This window comes from Curtobacterium sp. NPDC089689 (assembly GCF_044749145.1).
Taxonomy (GTDB): Bacteria; Actinomycetota; Actinomycetes; order Actinomycetales; family Microbacteriaceae; genus Curtobacterium.
Genome location: NZ_JBIVHJ010000002.1, coordinates 350,093 through 366,084, shown reverse-complemented (window position 1 = coordinate 366,084; position 15,992 = coordinate 350,093). Strand labels below are relative to the sequence as shown.

The 15,992-nt window shown below is 73.8% G+C and carries 22 protein-coding genes; 12 read left to right on the top strand and 10 right to left on the bottom strand.

The window, feature by feature from the left end:
• Window positions 1–7: 7 nt before the first annotated feature.
• Window positions 8–745: an SGNH/GDSL hydrolase family protein gene (locus tag ACIPYW_RS09965; protein WP_400412973.1), complete on the bottom strand. Its 738-nt coding sequence runs from the start codon at window positions 743–745 to the stop codon at window positions 8–10.
• Window positions 746–850: 105 nt separating this feature from the next.
• Complete coding sequence (locus ACIPYW_RS09960; RefSeq protein WP_400412972.1) at window positions 851–1,639, bottom strand: NRDE family protein; 789 nt, start codon at window positions 1,637–1,639, stop codon at window positions 851–853.
• Window positions 1,640–1,681: 42 nt separating this feature from the next.
• Here ACIPYW_RS09960 and coaBC point away from each other — a divergent pair, with 42 nt between their 5' ends.
• The 8 genes from coaBC to ACIPYW_RS09920 all read left to right on the top strand — a co-directional run bounded on the left by coaBC (window position 1,682) and on the right by ACIPYW_RS09920 (window position 8,398).
• Window positions 1,682–2,959 carry a bifunctional phosphopantothenoylcysteine decarboxylase/phosphopantothenate--cysteine ligase CoaBC gene (coaBC, locus tag ACIPYW_RS09955; RefSeq protein ID WP_400412970.1) on the top strand — a complete coding sequence of 426 codons (1,278 nt, stop codon included), beginning with the start codon at window positions 1,682–1,684 and terminating at the stop codon, window positions 2,957–2,959.
• 125 nt (window positions 2,960–3,084) lie between these two features.
• Window positions 3,085–3,477: a hypothetical protein gene (locus ACIPYW_RS09950; protein ID WP_400412968.1), complete on the top strand. Its 393-nt coding sequence runs from the start codon at window positions 3,085–3,087 to the stop codon at window positions 3,475–3,477.
• A complete protein-coding gene (locus ACIPYW_RS09945) occupies window positions 3,474–4,265 on the top strand; it encodes a YqjF family protein (RefSeq protein ID WP_400412966.1) in 792 nt (263 codons plus the stop codon). The genes ACIPYW_RS09950 and ACIPYW_RS09945 overlap by 4 nt, the downstream gene beginning before the upstream one ends.
• Window positions 4,262–4,714 (top strand): DUF1810 domain-containing protein, encoded by a 453-nt coding sequence (locus tag ACIPYW_RS09940; protein WP_400412964.1) that lies wholly within the window; start codon window positions 4,262–4,264, stop codon window positions 4,712–4,714. The genes ACIPYW_RS09945 and ACIPYW_RS09940 overlap by 4 nt, the downstream gene beginning before the upstream one ends.
• An 82-nt stretch (window positions 4,715–4,796) precedes the next feature.
• Complete coding sequence (locus ACIPYW_RS09935; RefSeq protein WP_400412963.1) at window positions 4,797–5,447, top strand: GntR family transcriptional regulator; 651 nt, start codon at window positions 4,797–4,799, stop codon at window positions 5,445–5,447.
• Between the two features lie 99 nt (window positions 5,448–5,546).
• On the top strand, window positions 5,547–6,002 hold the full coding sequence (locus ACIPYW_RS09930) for a MarR family winged helix-turn-helix transcriptional regulator (RefSeq protein WP_400412962.1): 456 nt from the start codon (window positions 5,547–5,549) through the stop codon (window positions 6,000–6,002).
• Between the two features lie 279 nt (window positions 6,003–6,281).
• Entirely contained in the window at window positions 6,282–7,157 is an 876-nt protein-coding gene (locus ACIPYW_RS09925) for a phospholipase (RefSeq protein WP_400412961.1), read from the top strand.
• Window positions 7,158–7,252: 95 nt separating this feature from the next.
• Complete coding sequence (locus ACIPYW_RS09920; RefSeq protein WP_400412960.1) at window positions 7,253–8,398, top strand: low temperature requirement protein A; 1,146 nt, start codon at window positions 7,253–7,255, stop codon at window positions 8,396–8,398.
• Between the two features lie 27 nt (window positions 8,399–8,425).
• On the opposite strand, the gene ACIPYW_RS09915 is transcribed toward ACIPYW_RS09920, so the two are convergent.
• Genes ACIPYW_RS09915 through ACIPYW_RS09900 form a run of 4 tightly spaced genes read right to left on the bottom strand, consistent with a single transcriptional unit; the run spans window position 8,426 to window position 10,144 of the window.
• On the bottom strand, window positions 8,426–8,734 hold the full coding sequence (locus ACIPYW_RS09915) for a hypothetical protein (protein WP_290131119.1): 309 nt from the start codon (window positions 8,732–8,734) through the stop codon (window positions 8,426–8,428).
• A complete protein-coding gene (locus ACIPYW_RS09910; protein ID WP_290131118.1) occupies window positions 8,731–9,384 on the bottom strand; it encodes a hypothetical protein in 654 nt (217 codons plus the stop codon). The genes ACIPYW_RS09915 and ACIPYW_RS09910 overlap by 4 nt, the downstream gene beginning before the upstream one ends.
• Window positions 9,381–9,935: an RNA polymerase sigma factor gene (locus tag ACIPYW_RS09905; RefSeq protein ID WP_400412958.1), complete on the bottom strand. Its 555-nt coding sequence runs from the start codon at window positions 9,933–9,935 to the stop codon at window positions 9,381–9,383. The genes ACIPYW_RS09910 and ACIPYW_RS09905 overlap by 4 nt, the downstream gene beginning before the upstream one ends.
• 56 nt (window positions 9,936–9,991) lie before the next feature.
• Window positions 9,992–10,144: a hypothetical protein gene (locus ACIPYW_RS09900; protein WP_400412957.1), complete on the bottom strand. Its 153-nt coding sequence runs from the start codon at window positions 10,142–10,144 to the stop codon at window positions 9,992–9,994.
• A 117-nt stretch (window positions 10,145–10,261) separates the two neighbouring features.
• Here ACIPYW_RS09900 and ACIPYW_RS09895 point away from each other — a divergent pair, with 117 nt between their 5' ends.
• Entirely contained in the window at window positions 10,262–10,891 is a 630-nt protein-coding gene (locus tag ACIPYW_RS09895; protein WP_400412956.1) for an MOSC domain-containing protein, read from the top strand.
• A 52-nt stretch (window positions 10,892–10,943) separates the two neighbouring features.
• Here ACIPYW_RS09895 and ACIPYW_RS09890 read toward each other — a convergent pair whose 3' ends face one another.
• Complete coding sequence (locus ACIPYW_RS09890) at window positions 10,944–11,327, bottom strand: MmcQ/YjbR family DNA-binding protein (protein WP_400412955.1); 384 nt, start codon at window positions 11,325–11,327, stop codon at window positions 10,944–10,946.
• 73 nt (window positions 11,328–11,400) lie between these two features.
• On the opposite strand from ACIPYW_RS09890, the gene ACIPYW_RS09885 reads away from it, so the two are divergent.
• The 3 genes from ACIPYW_RS09885 to ACIPYW_RS09875 are packed head-to-tail and all read left to right on the top strand — an operon-like array spanning window position 11,401 to window position 13,081.
• The gene (locus tag ACIPYW_RS09885) at window positions 11,401–11,700 is read left to right on the top strand and encodes an excalibur calcium-binding domain-containing protein (RefSeq protein ID WP_400412954.1); all 300 of its coding nucleotides are present in this window, start codon (window positions 11,401–11,403) and stop codon (window positions 11,698–11,700) included.
• A gap of 48 nt (window positions 11,701–11,748) precedes the next feature.
• The gene (locus ACIPYW_RS09880) at window positions 11,749–12,294 is read left to right on the top strand and encodes a VOC family protein (RefSeq protein WP_400412953.1); all 546 of its coding nucleotides are present in this window, start codon (window positions 11,749–11,751) and stop codon (window positions 12,292–12,294) included.
• Window positions 12,278–13,081: a MerR family transcriptional regulator gene (locus ACIPYW_RS09875; RefSeq protein ID WP_400412952.1), complete on the top strand. Its 804-nt coding sequence runs from the start codon at window positions 12,278–12,280 to the stop codon at window positions 13,079–13,081. The genes ACIPYW_RS09880 and ACIPYW_RS09875 overlap by 17 nt, the downstream gene beginning before the upstream one ends.
• Window positions 13,082–13,188: 107 nt before the next feature.
• On the opposite strand, the gene epsC is transcribed toward ACIPYW_RS09875, so the two are convergent.
• The 3 genes from epsC to ACIPYW_RS09860 form a co-directional block, all read right to left on the bottom strand.
• On the bottom strand, window positions 13,189–13,773 hold the full coding sequence (gene epsC / locus ACIPYW_RS09870) for a serine O-acetyltransferase EpsC (RefSeq protein ID WP_400412950.1): 585 nt from the start codon (window positions 13,771–13,773) through the stop codon (window positions 13,189–13,191).
• Window positions 13,770–14,708 (bottom strand): cysteine synthase A, encoded by a 939-nt coding sequence (cysK, locus tag ACIPYW_RS09865; RefSeq protein ID WP_400412949.1) that lies wholly within the window; start codon window positions 14,706–14,708, stop codon window positions 13,770–13,772. Before cysK ends, epsC begins: the two co-directional genes overlap by 4 nt.
• 219 nt (window positions 14,709–14,927) lie before the next feature.
• Complete coding sequence (locus ACIPYW_RS09860; RefSeq protein ID WP_400412948.1) at window positions 14,928–15,950, bottom strand: dipeptidase; 1,023 nt, start codon at window positions 15,948–15,950, stop codon at window positions 14,928–14,930.
• Window positions 15,951–15,992: the final 42 nt, after the last annotated feature.

Genomic DNA, 15,992 nt, shown 5'->3' with positions numbered 1-15,992 from the left:
GGGCCCGTCAGAACTGCACATCGTCGCGGGCGAACGCCGCCGTGACCGCGGCCGCGATCGCCTGCTGACCCCGCACCGTCGGGTGCACGTCGTCCGACTGCATCCAGTCCGCGTGACCCCGCAACGGCTCGCCGATGTCCACGTAGGTCCCACCCTCGCGCTGGAGTGCCACGCGCATCGCCTTCGAGATCTTCGCGAGCTGCGCGGGCGGTGCGTCCTGGTTCCAGATCGCGCTGAGTCCGATCACCCGGGCGCGCGGCATCCGCCGGTGCACGTCGTCGACGACCTGGTCGGTGGCGCTCCGGACCTCGGCGGTGTCGAGCCCGAGGTCGTTCGAGCTCGCCTGCAGCAGGACCACCTGCGGACGGAGTCCGACCGCGCGCTTCACGAGCGTCGGGTAGGCGCTCGCACAGTCGTCGTCGTCCCCGAGCGCTGCCACCCCGGCGCCGTCGCAGGACAGGTTCGTGAGGGACCAGCCGTTCGTGTCGGCCATCAGCGCGGGCCAGGCCTCCGCGGTCGTGAGGCCGTGCCCGCCGGTGATCGAGTCGCCGATCGCGACGACACCGACGTCCTCCGCCTGGTCCCACGGGGTGCCGGGCCCCGGCGTGGCCGTCGGACGCGCGCTGGCGCTCGGCGGCGGCTCCGCACCGACGGCGGCGGAGGGCTGCTCGCTGCAGGCGCCGAGGGCGAGCACGGCGAGCGCCGCGAGGCCGACGACGAGCACGCTCCGGGTCCGGGTGGTCACGGAGCGCGAAGCTACGCCCGCAGGCCACGGCCCGCCCGTGCGCGGCGCTGCGGGTGTGCTCAGGCGTGGCGCAGCTCGGGAGGGTCGAGCGCGGTGCCGGGTGGGTCAGGCGCGGTGCAGTTCGACCGAGCCGTCGAGTCGCCCGGGCTCGGTGAGCCGCGCGTGCTGCAGGACGGTCCGCTCGGGTCCGACCGCCGCGGCGACGATCGACAGCGTCGTCATGTGCCCCTCGGCCTCGTGAGCGTCGCGGAGGATGGCGTCCGGGTGGTCCGTCGGCAGTTCGGCGGAGGCGGCGAGCACGCCGAACCAGCCGCTCCAGCCGTCGCCCGCGTCCTCACCGGCGTCCGCGGTGCGCAGTTCGTCGAAGGGCCCGAGCACCGGGGGCGCGACCGGGGCGTCGGCCGCGCGGAAGGCCTCGAGCCACCGGCCGATGCGGGGTGCGGCGGGGTCGTCCGGCTCGCCGTGCGTCACCATGTGCACGCCGGGCGCGAGCTCGGTCGTGCGGACCGCCGCGCCGTCCCAGGTGACGACCTCGGCGCCGCCGGCCGTGGCGCGCACGAGGTTGAACGCGCGGGTGGTCGGCAGGGTGCCGTCGTGGCCGGGCAGGACGCCGGTGACCGCGTCGAGCGGCACGACGCCGCGGGTCGTCCAGGTGCCGTCCTCGCTCGGCACCGGCTCGCCGCGGTTCAGCACGACCGCGAGTCCGGCGGCGTCGGACGCGGCGAGCCAGGCTCCGCCGGCCGAGCGGTCGCGCACACCCCGGACGCCGGGGTCGAGGTCCGGCCACCAGGCCGCGGGCGGGTCCCACGGACGCTCGGGCGACTCGTCGCGGAGGGCGAGCACCGTGACGGGCCACTCGGAGCCGGGCGCGACGCGGACGACGACGGTGCACATGGGTCCGATCCTCGCACGGGCACCGCCGGTAGCGTGACGGGTGTGAGCGCAGCAGCAGAGCACAGCCGCGCGGTCGTCGTCGGCATCACCGGGGGCATCGCCGCGTACAAGGCCGTCGGGGTCGTCCGCGACCTCGTCAAGCGCGGCCACGAGGTCCACGTCGTCCCGACGGAGGGCGCCCTGCGGTTCGTCGGGCTCCCGACCCTCGAGGCACTCAGCCGCAACCCGGTCACGACGAGTGTCTGGGACGACGTCGCCGAGGTCCGGCACGTGGCGCTCGGCCGCCGCGCCGACCTCGTGGTCGTCGCCCCGGCGACCGCGGACGCCCTGGCCCGGATGGCGGCGGGTCTCGCGGGCGACCTGCTCGGCACGACGCTCCTCGCCACCGAGGCGCCCGTCGTGGTCGCACCCGCGATGCACCCGCAGATGTGGGAGCACCCGGCCACCCGGTCGAACGTCGAGACCCTCCGCGCCCGCGGCGTCCGCTTCGTCGGGCCGGTCGTCGGCGCGCTCACCGGGGACGACGCCGGCATCGGCCGGATGGCGGAGCCCGAGGACATCGTCGAGGCCGCGCTGGCGGTGCTGGACCAGGCCGGACACCCCGACGACGCGGGTCTGTCCACCGGGGCCGCACCGTCCCTCCCGGCCGGTGACCTGCGCGGGGTGCGCGTGCTGGTGACCGCAGGGGGGACCCGCGAACCCGTGGACCCCGTCCGGTTCGTCGGCAACCGGTCGAGCGGTCGGCAGGGTGTGGCGTTCGCGGCGGACGCCGCCGGCCGTGGGGCCGTGGTCACCCTGGTCGCGGCGAACGTGGACGCCGGACTCACCGCCGACCTTGGCGTCGAGGTGGTGTCCGTCGGGTCCGCCCTCGAACTCGCCGACGCCGTTCGCGAGGCGGCCGTCGACGCGGACGTGGTCGTGATGACGGCGGCGGTGGCGGACTACCGGCCGGCCGAGGTGCACGCCGAGAAGCTCAAGAAGGACGCGCAGGGCGACCGCCTCACGCTCGAGCTCGTCCGGAACCCCGACGTGCTCGCCGAGCTCGTGGCGAACCGGCGGACGGGGCAGATCATCGTCGGGTTCGCCGCCGAGACGGAGCCCGACCGCGCGGCCCGCATCGAGCTCGGGCGGGCCAAGATCGCGCGGAAGCCGGCGGACCTCCTGGTCGTCAACCACGTCGGGTGGTCGTCGGGCTTCGAGCGCGAGGAGAACGCGATTGAGGTCCTCACCCCGGGCGGCGAGGTCGTGCGGGAGACCTCCGGGTCGAAGGCCGAGGTGGCGGCGGCCGTCCTCGACCTGGTGGCGACCGCGCTCGCCTGACGCGGCGCGACGGAAGCGCGCCCGCGCGCTGCGCGCCGCCGCGCTGCGCGCCGCCGCGCTGCGCTCCGCCACGCTGCGCACTGCCTCGCTGCGCGTTCCGAGGGAGCGACGAGCACGATGGGGCCATGCGACGACGTGAACGCACCAGACGCGCCAACCGCACCGCTGCCGCCCTCGCCGTCGTGCTCGGCGGCGCCGGTGTCACGCACTTCCTCCGCCCCCGCACGTACGACCGGATCGTCCCCGAGGCACTCCCGCCCCGCCTGACCACGCTGCTGTCCGGCGTCGCCGAGCTGGGGATCGCGGCGGGACTCGCGGTGCCCAGGACCCGACGTGCCGCGGGGTGGGCCGCCGGAGCGTTGTTCCTCGCCGTCTTCCCCGCCAACGTCAAGATGGCGAAGGACCTCCTCGACTCCCCGCGGTCGTCCCGGGCGATGCGGCTCGTGTCCGTGCTCCGGCTGCCGCTGCAGGCGCCGCTGGTCTGGTGGGCGGCCCGCGTGGGTCGGCACGGCGGATGAGCGAGGCGCGCGCGGCGGTCCCGCTGCTGCACCGGCCCGTGACGGTGCACGCGTGGGAGGACATCGTCTTCGCGCACTGGCGGCACGACCCGGACGTCCTCGGCCGGATGCTCCCGCGCGGGACCCGTCCGGACGTCGTGGACGGCAGTGCCTGGGTCGGGCTCTCCGCCTACGTCTTCCGCGAGACGCGGGTGCCGCCGTTCCCGCCGTCCGGGCGGCTCGGCTCGATGACCGAGGTCACGATCGAGGTCCTGACGGTCGACGACCACGGTCGGCACGGCGTCGCCTACCGGACGGTCGACACGGACAACGTGCCGGCGATCGTCGCGGCGCACGCGCTCCTCGGTGTCCCGTACACGTTCGCGCACACCGGCTCGCGACGACGCGGGGACACCGTCGCGCACCGGTCCGTGCGGCACCCGAACCGCGCGCTCCACCCGTTCCGCGCCGCGCGGGCGCTGCGGCTGACGCCGACGGGCAGGCCTGGAGGCTCGCCCCGCCCCCGCCACACCGCCGCGGTCCGTGTCGTGGCCGGTCCGGTCACGACGGCGCCGCTCGCGGTCGAGCTCACGACGCGCGCGGGGATCCATGCGCGGCACCTCGCGCAGACGGTGTTCTGGCAGCGGCAGCACCCGCCGCTGACGATCCGGTCGGCGCGCGTCGAGCAGCTGTCGGGCGACCTCCCCGCGGCCGTCGGGCTGCCGGGGCTGTTCGACCGGGCACCCGACTCGGCGCTCGTCGTGGACGCGACGACCGTCCGCTACGCGTGGGGGGACGTGGTGCGGTGACCGACCCCGACCTCGTCCGGTTCGTCACCGCGCAGGAGGGGGTGCACGAGACCGCGCTCGCCGAACTCCGCGCCGGACGCAAGCGGACGCACTGGATGTGGTTCGTGTTCCCGCAACTCGCCGGACTCGGCCGCAGTCCGACCGCGCAGCACTTCGCGATCACGGGGCTCGACCAGGCCGCGCGGTACCTGGCGGACCCGTTGCTCGGGCCGCGGCTGCTCGAGGCCGTGGCGGTCCTGACGGAGGCTCCGGCGCCGTCGGCCGAGGTGTTGCTCGGCGGCGTCGACGCCGTGAAGGCGCGGTCCTCGTCGACGCTCTTCGCCCGGGCCGCGCCGGACCCCGCCCCGTTCCACGCCGCGCTCGACCGCTGGTACGGGGGCCGAGAGGACCCGGTGACCCTCCGACTGCTCGACGCGGGACCGGTACCCCGTTCGCCCGGCGACCGGTGACCGTATATCAGGTACGGTGATCCGTACGGCCGCACCCGGAGTGCCGGTCGCACGACGAGCAGACCTCGAGGAGGGTCCCCCGATGCCGGTCCCCACCAGCGCACCCACCGAGCACCAGCTGCTCCGCGACACCGTCCGCGCGAAGATCCACGACGCGATCATGGACGGCACGCTGGAACCGGGCGAGCGACTCAACGACGACGAGCTCATCGGCTGGCTCGGCGTCTCCCGGACCCCCATCCGCGAGGCCCTCAGCCAGCTCGCCCGCGCCGGGCTCATCGAGATGGCGCCGAACCGGTACACCCGGGTGACCACGCCCAAGCCGGACGAGGTCGTCGAGGCGTTGCAGACCCTCGGTGTGCTGTTCGGCGGCGTCGTGCGCCTCGCGGTCCCCCGGCTCGGGTCCGCGAGCCGGAAGAAGATCCTGGCCGCGCTCGACACGACGATCGCCGAGTTCGAGGCCCACGACGTCACCGCGGTGAACCACGACGCCCTCGACGTGTTCGGGCTCTACGTCGCCGAGTGCGGCAACGCCGACCTGCAGCGCGTGTGCCGCGACACCACGGACGGACTGGGGTTCCGACTGCGCCTGCCGAACCTCGACGAGCTCGTCGACTGGGACCGGATGACCGAGGACTTCAAGCGGCTCCGGGCGGCGACCGAGGCCGGCGACAACGTCGCCGCCGAGCTCGCGACCGAGGCGATCCACCAGCTCCCGGGCGAGAAGCACTGAGAACCCTGTACGTCCGGACAGGGACGGTCGTACCGGCCGCTCCCAGCCTGCCCGGTAGCATCTGGACGACCCCCTGAGAGCCGAACCCGGAGGCCACCCATGAGCGCTCGCGAGACTGACCGGACCGCCATCGCGGCCCGACTCGCGGCAGCGGTCGGACGCATCAACCGACGTGCCCGCACCGACTCCGCCTCGCTCGGGTACGGCATCGTGTCCGCCCTCGCGACGATCGAGCGCGAAGGACCCCTGCGACCGGGCGACCTCTCCCGCCTCGAGGTGGTCACGAAGCCCACCATGACGCGGATCCTGACCGAACTCGAGCAGCGCGGTTTCATCGAGCGCGGGGCCGATCCGCGGGACGGACGGGCGTTCATGGTGAGCGCCACGCCGGCCGGTGTCGCAGCGGTCGAGGAAGCACGGTCGCAGCGCACGGGCATCGTCGCCGAACTCATCCACGACCTCCCCGACGCGGACGTCGACGCGATCGCGAACGCCCTCGGCGTCCTGGAGCGCATCGCGCAGGGCGAGCGCACCCAGGAACCTCCCACCTCCTGACCCCCGATCCGGTCGTTACCGAACCGTTACCAACGGGCGGACGGACCGTTCTGCCAGTGTTCCTGGACGCGCTGCCCAGCGTGACGCGTCATCGTGTCGGCTCCGCCACGGCGTGACCTCCCATGGTCACCGGAGGGCGGACGGACGGGCCCCACACCACCGTCCGGGCCTCACCCGACTCGCGGACCCCGACGGTCCCACCGTCCCCGACCTCCACGCCTCCCCCACCCCGGCGTGCCCGGGACGGTCCGCGCCCGAGTCGGCCGACCACCGGAACCGATGAAGCGACGCACCACCGAACTCCCCACGACCACCGCCTCCACCCGACGCGAGGCCCTCGACTCCCCCTCTCGACGCGTGCGGCGGGCCGTCCGCAACCGGACGACCCTCGTCGCCGCGGGCGCAGCCGTCCTGGCCGTCGCCGGCGGCGGTGTGCTGGTCGGGACGCAACCCGCACTCGGCGAGGCGCTCGGCGTCCCGACGGCCAGCCCGACGTCCGCTCCCGCGCTCGACGGCACCGCGCTCGACCGCGCCCAGGCGCAGGCCACGATCTCGAGCGCGCAGGTCGTGCTCGCCGACGCGAACCACAAGACCGACACCGCGACACTCGAGCAGCGCGTCGACGCACTCGACGACTACCGCACGCTCTCCGGCGCCGCGCTGACGAACCGGATCGCGTCCACCGTCGCCGCCACGCAGCAGGTCGCCGAGGCCAGCGCCGCGCAGGACAAGTCCGACGTCGATGCGAAGCGTGCCGCGGCCGAGCAGGCCGCCGCGGAGAAGGCAGCCGCTGAGAAGGCCGCCGCCGAAGCCGCCGAGCGGGCACGCAAGCTCGCCGCGGGCAACACGGTGGCGGGTGCGAAGGCGACCGCGAGCTCGCTCGCGTCCTCGCAGTACGGCTGGGGCTCCGACCAGTTCCAGTGCCTCGACAACCTCTGGACCAAGGAGTCCGGGTGGAACTACCGCGCCGTGAACAGCAACGGCGGAGCGACCGGCATCCCGCAGGCACTCCCCGGCTCGAAGATGGCGACGATCGGCTCGGACTGGCAGACCAACGCCACCACCCAGATCAAGTGGGGCCTGCAGTACATCGCCGACGCGTACGGCACCCCGTGCGCCGCGTGGGGGCACTCGCAGGCGTCCAACTTCTACTGATCCGGCGGACCTGACGGTCTGGAGGCCCGTGGCGGACCCGCCACGGGCCTCCAGTGTGTCCACTGGTCGCGCCCGGAGTGCGGTAGGCATGCTCCGTGACCACCACCGGACTGCGCCGCATGGCGCCGCGCGACCCCGCCGAGGCGCACCGCGCCGCGAGCCCGCTCGAGCTGCTGTTCGACCTCGTCTTCGTCGTCGCGGTCGGGTTCGCCGCGACGAACCTGCACGAGATCGAAGCCGAGGGACACGTCAGCACCGCGGTCGTCGCCTACGCGTTCGTGTTCTTCGCGATCTGGTGGGCGTGGATCAACTTCACGTGGTTCGCCACCTCGTTCGACACCGACGACTGGTTGTACCGCGTCACCACGTTCGTCCAGATGGCCGGCGTGCTCGTCCTCGCCGCCGGGGTGCGCCCGTTCATGGCCGAGGGCGACCTCACGATCGCCGTCGTCGGGTACGTCGTCATGCGCCTCGCCCTCGTCGCACAGTGGCTCCGCGCCGCGGGGTCGTCGCCCGAGTACCGCCGGACCGCGCTCCGGTACGCGTTCGGCATCGTCGTCGTCCAGGTGCTCTGGGTGCTCGCCATGGCCGTGCCCGAGGCCGCGCGCCCGTGGGTGGTCCCCGTGCTGATCCTGCTCGAGGTGCTCGTGCCGCCGTTCGCCGAGCAGGGGTCGCGGACCACTCCGTGGCACACGCGGCACATCGCCGAGCGGTACTCGCTGTTCACGCTCATCGTCCTCGGCGAAGGGCTCGTCGCGTCCGCGAGCGCGGTCATCGACGGCATCGCCGACGCCGACCACCTCGGGCCCCTGCTCGTGCTCGCCGCCGCGGGCCTCGTGATCGTCGCCGGCATGTGGTGGATCTACTTCTCCCGCGAGCAGCACGCGCACATCAGGTCCCTCCGGACGGCACTCGTGTTCGGCTACGGCCACTACGTCGTGTTCGCCGCAGCAGGAGCGCTGCCCGCCGGCATCGAGGTGGCCGTGAGCGCCGACGCGGGCGACGCGGACCTGTCGCACGGCACCGTCGCGGCGACGATAGCCGTCCCGGTCGCGCTGTTCGTGCTGGCCATCTGGGCGCTCGCGCTGCGTCCGTCGCTGTCGGGCGGTCGGAACGCCCTCGTCTTGGTGCTGGCGCTCGGGATCGCGGCCTCGGTCCTCGTCCCCGAGGTGTCGGTCGTCGTGACCGCGGTCCTCGTCGCGGCGATCGTGGTCGTGCTGGAGGTGGCGGACCGACGGTGACCACCGCCGGTCGACGCTCGGGAGCGGTCAGCCGATCCGGGCGACGCGGACGTCGACCCGGCTGAGGGCCAGGCCGTGCTCGGTGGCCGCGGCGAGCGCGGCGACGTGCGCCTCGTGGGCGGTCTCGGGCGCCGGCCGGGACAGGTCGGTGCCGATGACGATCCGGAGCACGTCACCGTCGAGGACGACGCGGCTCGGTGCCGTCCGGGCCGCCAGGCTCTTCACCGCGGACACGGTGCTGCCGAGGGTGGGCCGGGCGCGGTAGAGGTCGGCGACCCCGGGGACCTCGAGCACGGCGGCCTCGACGGCGCCGAGGATGTCGTCGGCGGGGCTCATGCGTCCTCCTCGGGGGCTGCGTCGGCGGCGGTGTGGCGGGCATCGGCGTCAGTGTCGTCCGTGCGGGGCAGCAGGTCACGGACGACGACGTCGACCGAGTCGACCACGAGGTCGGTCTGGTCGGCGAGGACCCGGGCGACGGTCTCGCGCACCTCGGCGGCGACCGTGCGGATCGTCGCCCCGGAGCGCACCGCGATCTCGACGACGACCCGGACCGGTGCCCCGAGCTCGGTCACGTCGCCCTCGAGCGTGCAGCGCGCGATGAGTGCGTCGCCGACGCCGTCGCCCGCGCTCCGGACGAGGGACCGGATGGCACCCTCGGTCATCACCGGACGTTCGGTCGGCGCCGCCGGGCGGAGTGGGACGTCTCGGCCGGCACGGGCCTCGAGCGAGATGTTCGCGAGGACACCGCTCACCCAGGACTCGTCGGCCGGGGCCTCCTCGGCGGCGGCGGCCTCGAGGGAGCCGAGGGACGTCTGCCGGAGCCGGACGAGGGCGGCGAGCGCGTTCTGGCAGGCCGGGGAGTCGTCGATGGTCGGGTCCGCGGGCTGCATGCCCGCGTCGAGGTAGTCGGCCAGCTCGTCGATCGAGTGGCCGTCGAGGTCGTCGGGTTCGAGGGACTCGAGCCGGACGTGCTCGGGATCGGTCATCGCCATCCCTCCATGAGACGGATCATGTTCTTCCGGGCTCGGGACAGCAACCCGCGGACGGTCGAGGCGGGGAGGTCGAGCTCCTCGGCGATCTGGTCGTACGAGTACTCGAGCACCTCCTTCATGAGCCAGCACCGGCGCTGCGCTTCGGGGAGCTCGGCGAGGGCGGTCTCCACCGCTTCCTCACGCGAGCGTGCCTCGGCGACCCGTTCCGGAGCGTCGTCGGACGGCGCCTCGACCTCGATCTCGGTGACGTCGTCGTGGAACCGGCGGGCCCGGATGCGGTCGATGCACTTCCGGCTGAGGATCCGCATGAGCCAGGACTTGACCTTGGCGTGGTCCTCGAGGCGGTCGAGCCGGTCCCAGGCCGTGATGAACGTCTCCTGCACGACGTCGTCGAGCTCGTCGGTCGACCCGAGTGTGCGGCGTGCGTACGCCCGCAGCAGGGGCGTGTAGCGGCGGATGAGGACCTCGAACGCCCGGACGTCGCCGTCGGACGACCGGCCCGCGAGGACGGCGTCGTCGAGGTCGGTGAGGAGCTGGTGGGGCACGGGATCCTTCTACCGGGGTCGGATGGGGTCTTCCTGAGCACGGGTGACCGTCCCGCTCACCGGTCACCTGCACGGAAAGCGTGCGCCGAGGTCACCCGGAACGGTCCGACCGGCCGGGCGGCGAGGGCACGGACCCGTGCCTGCGCGAGCAGGTGCGTCCGCGCGGTGCGGTGACGGGGGTCGGTGCGCGGGTTCGGGGTGTCGGTCATGGTCGATCCTCCTCGGGCCGTGGCGACGGCCTCCACCGACAGGACGGAGCAGGACGGCACTTCGTCACACCCGGCACCCGAGTTCTGCCGTCGGCCTCCGTACGGCATGCTGGTGTCGTGCCCCTGGTGACCGCCGTCTGCCGCGTCGAGCGGCTCCTGCCCGACTCCGGGACGATCGGCGTCACGGCCATCGACAAGCGTCCGGTCGAGGGGCCGGTCCGGGTCCGCCCGCTCGGCCTGTACGCCGACGTGCAGGCCGACCGGAAGCACCACGGCGGCGAGGACCAGGCGGTCTACGCGTACGCGGACGAGGACGCCGCGTACTTCGCCGACGCACTGGGCCGCGACGTCCCGCCGGGGCTCTTCGGTGAGAACCTGCGGACCTCGGGACTCGACGTGACCGGTGCGGTCACCGGCGAGCGCTGGCACGTCGGCGACTCCCTCGTCCTCGAGGTCACGATCCCGCGGATCCCGTGCGGTACCTTCGCCCGCCGGATGCGCGTCGACAAGTGGGTCCGACGCTTCACGGAGGAGGGTCGTCCCGGCGCCTACTTCCGCGTGGTCCGGTCCGGGCCGGTGCAGGCCGGTGACGGCGTCGAGGTACGAGACCGGCCGGACCACGGCGTGACGATCGGCGAGCTGTTCGCCGGGGTCAGCGCCGGACGCGCGCGTGCCGTCCTCGACGCGGGTCGTCCGGTGGCGCCGAAGGTGCGGGTCCTGCTCGACACGGCAGTCGCACGCGGCTGACCGAGCGGGTCGTCGTGTCCGTCGAGTCGTCGGTCGGTCCGGGAGCGCTGCGTCAGTCGGGCAGGGTGCGGCGGACGGGGTCGATCGGTCGCTTCGCGCGCGGCAGGCCGGCGACCACGAGGTCGTACGCGTTCGCGACGAGGTCCTCCACGAGGGTCTCGTCGATGCCGTCCCCGGGCGCGAGGGTGATCCAGTGCCGCTTGTTCATGTGCCAGCCCGGCGTCACCTCCGCCAGGTCGCGGACGAGCGCCGCGCCGTGCGGCGGGGCGCACTTCAGGTTGACGATCGGGACGCCCCGCAGCTCGGACGTCATGACGAACATCTTGCCGACCACCTTGTAGGCGACGGCCCCCTCGCCGAACGGCTGCGTCTCCTCGACCGCTGGCAGGCCCATCGCGGTCCGCGCGGCCACCTCGTGCAGGGTTGCTCCGTCCATGCCCCCAGCATGCCCGAGGTCGGGCCCCGATCGGGGGTATGAGTGATCCTCGCGGTGGGCCTAGTCTGAGCGGATGCAGATGACCCGAACCCTCAGCATGGCGGCCGCGAGCGTCGTCCTCGCCGCCACCGCCGTCGTCGGCGGCGCCTCGGCCGCACAGGCCGCCCCCACCGTCTACAAGAACTGCGACGCTGTCCACCGCGTGTACTCCGGCGGCATCGCCAAGAAGTCCGTCACGAAGAACCGGGTGACCTCGGCCGGCAAGGTGACGTACCGCGCGCTCAAGGGCACCGTCAAGAAGGACGACAAGCTCTACGCGGCGAACAAGAAGCTCGACCGCGACGCCGACGGCATCGCCTGCGAGAAGAGCTGACCCGTCACGCTTGACCCTCACGCCACGTGAGGGCGGATGGTTGCGGACATGGAGTTCCGCAGCGCGTTCGAGATCAGCCCCGTCCCGGAGCCGACGGTCGACGCCGTCGGCCCGGGGCACTTCGACGGCATCTACGGCATGCCGGCGTTCGTCACCGTCACGACGGACGACATCGACCGCTCCGTCCGGTTCTGGACGGAGGCGCTCGACTTCTTCGTGCTCTTCGCCGTGCCCGGTCGGCTCGTGCACCTGCGGCGGTGGGCGTTCCAGGACGTGCTGCTGGTTCCCGGCGCACCGCAGGCCGACGGCGGGACCACCACCGTGTCGTTCGCGTGCGTGCTCGGCGAGCTCCCGGCGTTCCTCGAGCGGCTCGCGCTGTTCCCGGACGCCGAGGTCCACGGCCCGACGGACACGCCGTGGAACACGCTCGACGTCGAGGTGGTCACGCCGGAGCACGTGCGGGTGGTCGTCACCGCGGCGAAGCCCTACGACGCGTCGAGCGCCGAGGCCCGTGCCCTGCGCGACGTCGGCATCGCTCCCACGCCCGCGGACGCGGACGCGGAGCAGGATGGACCCCGTGACAGCGTTCGATGACGGCCCGCACCGCACGGTCGGCGAGGTCGCCGCGCTCCTCGGGGTGACCGTCCGGACCCTGCACCACTGGGACGACCTCGGGCTGGCGGCGCCGTCACGGCGGTCCGAGGCCGGGTACCGGTCCTACTCCCCCGCCGATGTCGACCGGCTCCGCCGTGTGCTCCTCCACCGGGAGCTCGGGCTGGGGCTCGACGACATCAGGACGCTGCTCGACGAGCACGGGACGGATCCCAGTGCGGTCCTCTCGGCGCGCCGTGAGGAGCTCCGCGAGCACGTCGAACGGCTCCGACGGCTCGACGACGACCTCGGGCGGATGGTCGACGCCCACGAGCGCGGCGTCACGCTCCCCGCCGAGCAGCAACGAGCGCTGTTCGGAGCGGGGTGGGATCCGGCGTGGCCCGAGCAGGCCCGAGCGCGCTGGGGCGACGGGACGGCCTGGCGGCAGTACGCGGAACGCGCGGCCGGACGCGACGCGGAGGACTGGCGCGCGGCCGCCGACCGGTCAGCCGCGGTCGAGCGGGCACTCGTCGCGGCGATGGACGACGGCGTCGAACCCGGCAGCCCGGCCGCCGACGCGCTGGTCGACGAGCACCGCGCCGTGTTCTCGACGTGGTTCCCGCTCAGCCGCACCCGGCAGGTCCTGCTCGCCCGCACGTACACCGACGACCCGGGGTTCCGCGCCCACCACGAGGACCTCCGGCCCGGGCTCGCCGACTGGTTCCGCGCGGTCGTCGAGGACAGCGCCCGGCGACACGGCGTCGACCCCGACACCGCGGTCTGGGAGTGAGTCTCCCCGCGACCGCCAGCCGACACGACGGGGGCGACCCGTGCCTCCCGTCCGGGACCGCGACCGGAGGTCGCTGCGAACCGAGGCCGCCGCCGGCCGACCGGGCATCAGAGCGGGGGCACGCCCTCGTGACCGGAGCGCGGGCGGGCCGTCCCGGCCACGCCGGTCACGACCGACCCCGGCGGTACGTCCTTCGTGACGACCGTGTTCGCGCCCACGACGGAGTCCGCGCCGACCGTGATCGCCCCGATGAGGGACGACCCCGCACCGAGCACCACGCGGTCCCCCACCCGCGGGTGCCGCCGCACGCCCGGCCCGTGCTCGCCGCCGCGGCCGCCGAGCGTCACGCCGTGGAACACGACCACGTCGTCACCGACCACCGCGGTCTCCCCGATGACGACCCCCATGCCGTGGTCGATGAAGAAGCGGCGACCGATGCGCGCACCCGGGTGGATCTCGATGCCGGTGACCGACCGGGCGACCTGCGCGAGGACCCGGGCGGCGAAGCGCGACCCCGGCAGTCCTCGCGCGAGCCAGAGCCGGTGCGTCAACCGGTAGGTCCAGATCGCGTGCAGGCCGGAGTAGACGACCGCGTTCTCGAGGTCCCCGCGTGCTGCGGGGTCACCGCGGCGTGCTGCGGCGAGGTCCTCCCGGATGGTCCGCAGCACGCCCCGCCGTCGGGCTGACGTCACGCAGTGAGCCCCTCGAAGAGCACCGTCGACAGGTAGCGCTCACCGGTGTCGCAGACGATCGCGACGATGCGCTTGCCGGCGTTCTCCGGACGGGCGCCGACCTCGATCGCGGCGTGGATGATCGCGCCGGAGGAGATGCCGGACAGGATGCCCTCCTGCGTCCCGAGGTCTCGGGCCACGCGCAGGGCGTCGTCGAGCTCGACGTCGAAGACCTCGTCGATGACGCTGCGGTCGAGGACCTCCGGCACGAAGTTCGCGCCGATGCCCTGGATCTTGTGCGGGCCGGCCTTGCCCTCGGTCAGCAGCGGCGAGTCCTTCGGCTCGACGGCGATGACCTGGACGCCCGGCACGCGCTCCTTGAGGACCTGACCGACACCAGTGATGGTGCCGCCCGTGCCGACGCCCGCGATGAACACGTCGACGTGCCCCTCGGTGTCGCGGAGGATCTCCTCGGCGGTGGTCCGACGGTGGATGGCGGCGTTCGCGGGCGTCTCGAACTGGTGCGCCAGGATCGCTCCCGGGGTCTCCTCGACGATCTGCTCGGCGCGCGCCACGGCACCCTTCATGCCCTCGGACCCGGGCGTCAGGACGACCTCGGCACCGTAGGCGCGGATGAGGGCGCGACGCTCGACGCTCATCGTCTCGGGCATCGTGATGACCACTCGGTAGCCGCGGGCCGCGCCGACGAGGGCGAGGGCGATGCCGGTGTTGCCCGACGACCCCTCGACGATCGTGCCGCCGGCCTGCAGCTCGCCGGACTCCTCGGCCGCGTCGATGATCGCGACACCCAGGCGGTCCTTGACGCTCGCGCCGGGGTTGTAGAACTCGAGCTTCGCGAGGATCTCGGCGCTGCCCTCGCGCGGCAGCCGGTTCAGCCGGACGAGCGGGGTGTCCCCGAACGCCTGCGAGATGTTGTCGTGGATGGTGCCGCTCATCTGGTCCGTTCCTCCGGGTCGGGCCGCGCCGCCGTCAGGGGCGGTCCGGCGTGCGGTGCGCTCCTGTGCGCCTGCGGTGCGAGCCTACCGAGGGGAGCCGGGTTCCCCCTGGTCCGTGACGCGCCGAGGCCGGGCCGAACGGTGCAGCGCGCGCCGAGTCGCACCGCGTCGGCGCACCACGTCGCCCCGCCTCGCCGCGTCGCGTCGCGTCGCGTCGCGTCAGCGCACCGCGGTCCGCGCGAACGCCTCGTCCGTCGCCTCGAGCACGCGCAGCACGTTCCCGCCTGCCAACGCCAGCAGGTCGTCGTCGTTCCATCCCCGCCGGACCAGCTCGTCCACCAGGACCGGGTACCGCGACACGTCCCGCAGGTCCGGCGGCAGCACCGGCGTCCCGTCGTAGTCGCCGCCGATCCCCACGTGCGCGGTGCCGGCGACGTCGCGGGCGTGCTCGACGTGGTCCGCGACCTCCGCCACGGTGACGAGCGGCGCCTCCCCCACAGACCCGTCTGCTTCCCAGTCGGCGTAGGCCCGCGACACGAACGCCGGCACGAAGGTGATCATCACGACACCGCCGTTGTCCGGCAGCCGCTCGAGCACGTCGTCGGGCACGTTCCGCGGGTGGTCGCACACGGCCCGGGTGGACGAGTGGCTGAAGAGCACGGGCCGGGTCGCGACGTCGAGCGTGTCGTGCATCGTCGCGGGGGCGGTGTGCGACAGGTCGACGAGCATGCCCGTGCGCTCCATCTCCGCCACGACCTCGCGGCCACGGTCGGTGAGGCCGCCGTGCGGGTGCGCGCCCGTCGCCGAGTCCGCCCAGGGGGTGTCGTCGTTGTGCGTCAGGGTCATGTAGCGGACCCCGAGGCGTGCGAACGACCGGAGGACGGCGAGGTCGTCGCCGATCGAGTGGCCGCCCTCGGCGCCGAGCAGCGACGCGATGCGACCGTCGGCCACCGCTGCCCGCACCTCGGCCGCGGTCCGGGCGAGGGCGAAGGTCTCCGGGTACCGCTCGACGACCCGGAGCGCGAGGTCGATCTGCTGCAGCGTCGTCCGGACGGGGTCGGGTTCGGAGCAGGGCACGAACACCGACCAGAACTGCCCGACCACCCCGCCCGCCCGGAGCTTCGGGACGTCGGTGTGGAGCGAGCCCTGCTCGGTGTCGATGCCCTCGACCCCGGAGCCGTGGGTGTCGCGCCGCTCCCATGGCAGGTCGTTGTGGCCGTCGATCACCGGGAACGCAGTCATCCGCCGACGGTACCGCAGCCGCCCGCGGTCGCCCCGTCGCTA

Bases quoted from the DNA above. Each gene is read 5' to 3' on its own strand.
- ACIPYW_RS09960 (WP_400412972.1), bottom strand. From the start codon at position 1,639: ATGTGCACCGTCGTCGTCCGCGTCGCGCCCGGCTCCGAGTGGCCCGTC.
- ACIPYW_RS09950 (WP_400412968.1), top strand. From the start codon at position 3,085: ATGCGACGACGTGAACGCACCAGACGCGCCAACCGCACCGCTGCCGCC.
- ACIPYW_RS09945 (WP_400412966.1), top strand. From the start codon at position 3,474: ATGAGCGAGGCGCGCGCGGCGGTCCCGCTGCTGCACCGGCCCGTGACG.
- ACIPYW_RS09935 (WP_400412963.1), top strand. From the start codon at position 4,797: ATGCCGGTCCCCACCAGCGCACCCACCGAGCACCAGCTGCTCCGCGAC.
- ACIPYW_RS09930 (WP_400412962.1), top strand. From the start codon at position 5,547: ATGAGCGCTCGCGAGACTGACCGGACCGCCATCGCGGCCCGACTCGCG.
- ACIPYW_RS09925 (WP_400412961.1), top strand. From the start codon at position 6,282: ATGAAGCGACGCACCACCGAACTCCCCACGACCACCGCCTCCACCCGA.
- ACIPYW_RS09915 (WP_290131119.1), bottom strand. From the start codon at position 8,734: ATGAGCCCCGCCGACGACATCCTCGGCGCCGTCGAGGCCGCCGTGCTC.
- ACIPYW_RS09910 (WP_290131118.1), bottom strand. From the start codon at position 9,384: ATGACCGATCCCGAGCACGTCCGGCTCGAGTCCCTCGAACCCGACGAC.
- ACIPYW_RS09900 (WP_400412957.1), bottom strand. From the start codon at position 10,144: ATGACCGACACCCCGAACCCGCGCACCGACCCCCGTCACCGCACCGCG.
- ACIPYW_RS09890 (WP_400412955.1), bottom strand. From the start codon at position 11,327: ATGGACGGAGCAACCCTGCACGAGGTGGCCGCGCGGACCGCGATGGGC.
- ACIPYW_RS09885 (WP_400412954.1), top strand. From the start codon at position 11,401: ATGCAGATGACCCGAACCCTCAGCATGGCGGCCGCGAGCGTCGTCCTC.
- ACIPYW_RS09880 (WP_400412953.1), top strand. From the start codon at position 11,749: ATGGAGTTCCGCAGCGCGTTCGAGATCAGCCCCGTCCCGGAGCCGACG.
- cysK (WP_400412949.1), bottom strand. From the start codon at position 14,708: ATGAGCGGCACCATCCACGACAACATCTCGCAGGCGTTCGGGGACACC.
- ACIPYW_RS09860 (WP_400412948.1), bottom strand. From the start codon at position 15,950: ATGACTGCGTTCCCGGTGATCGACGGCCACAACGACCTGCCATGGGAG.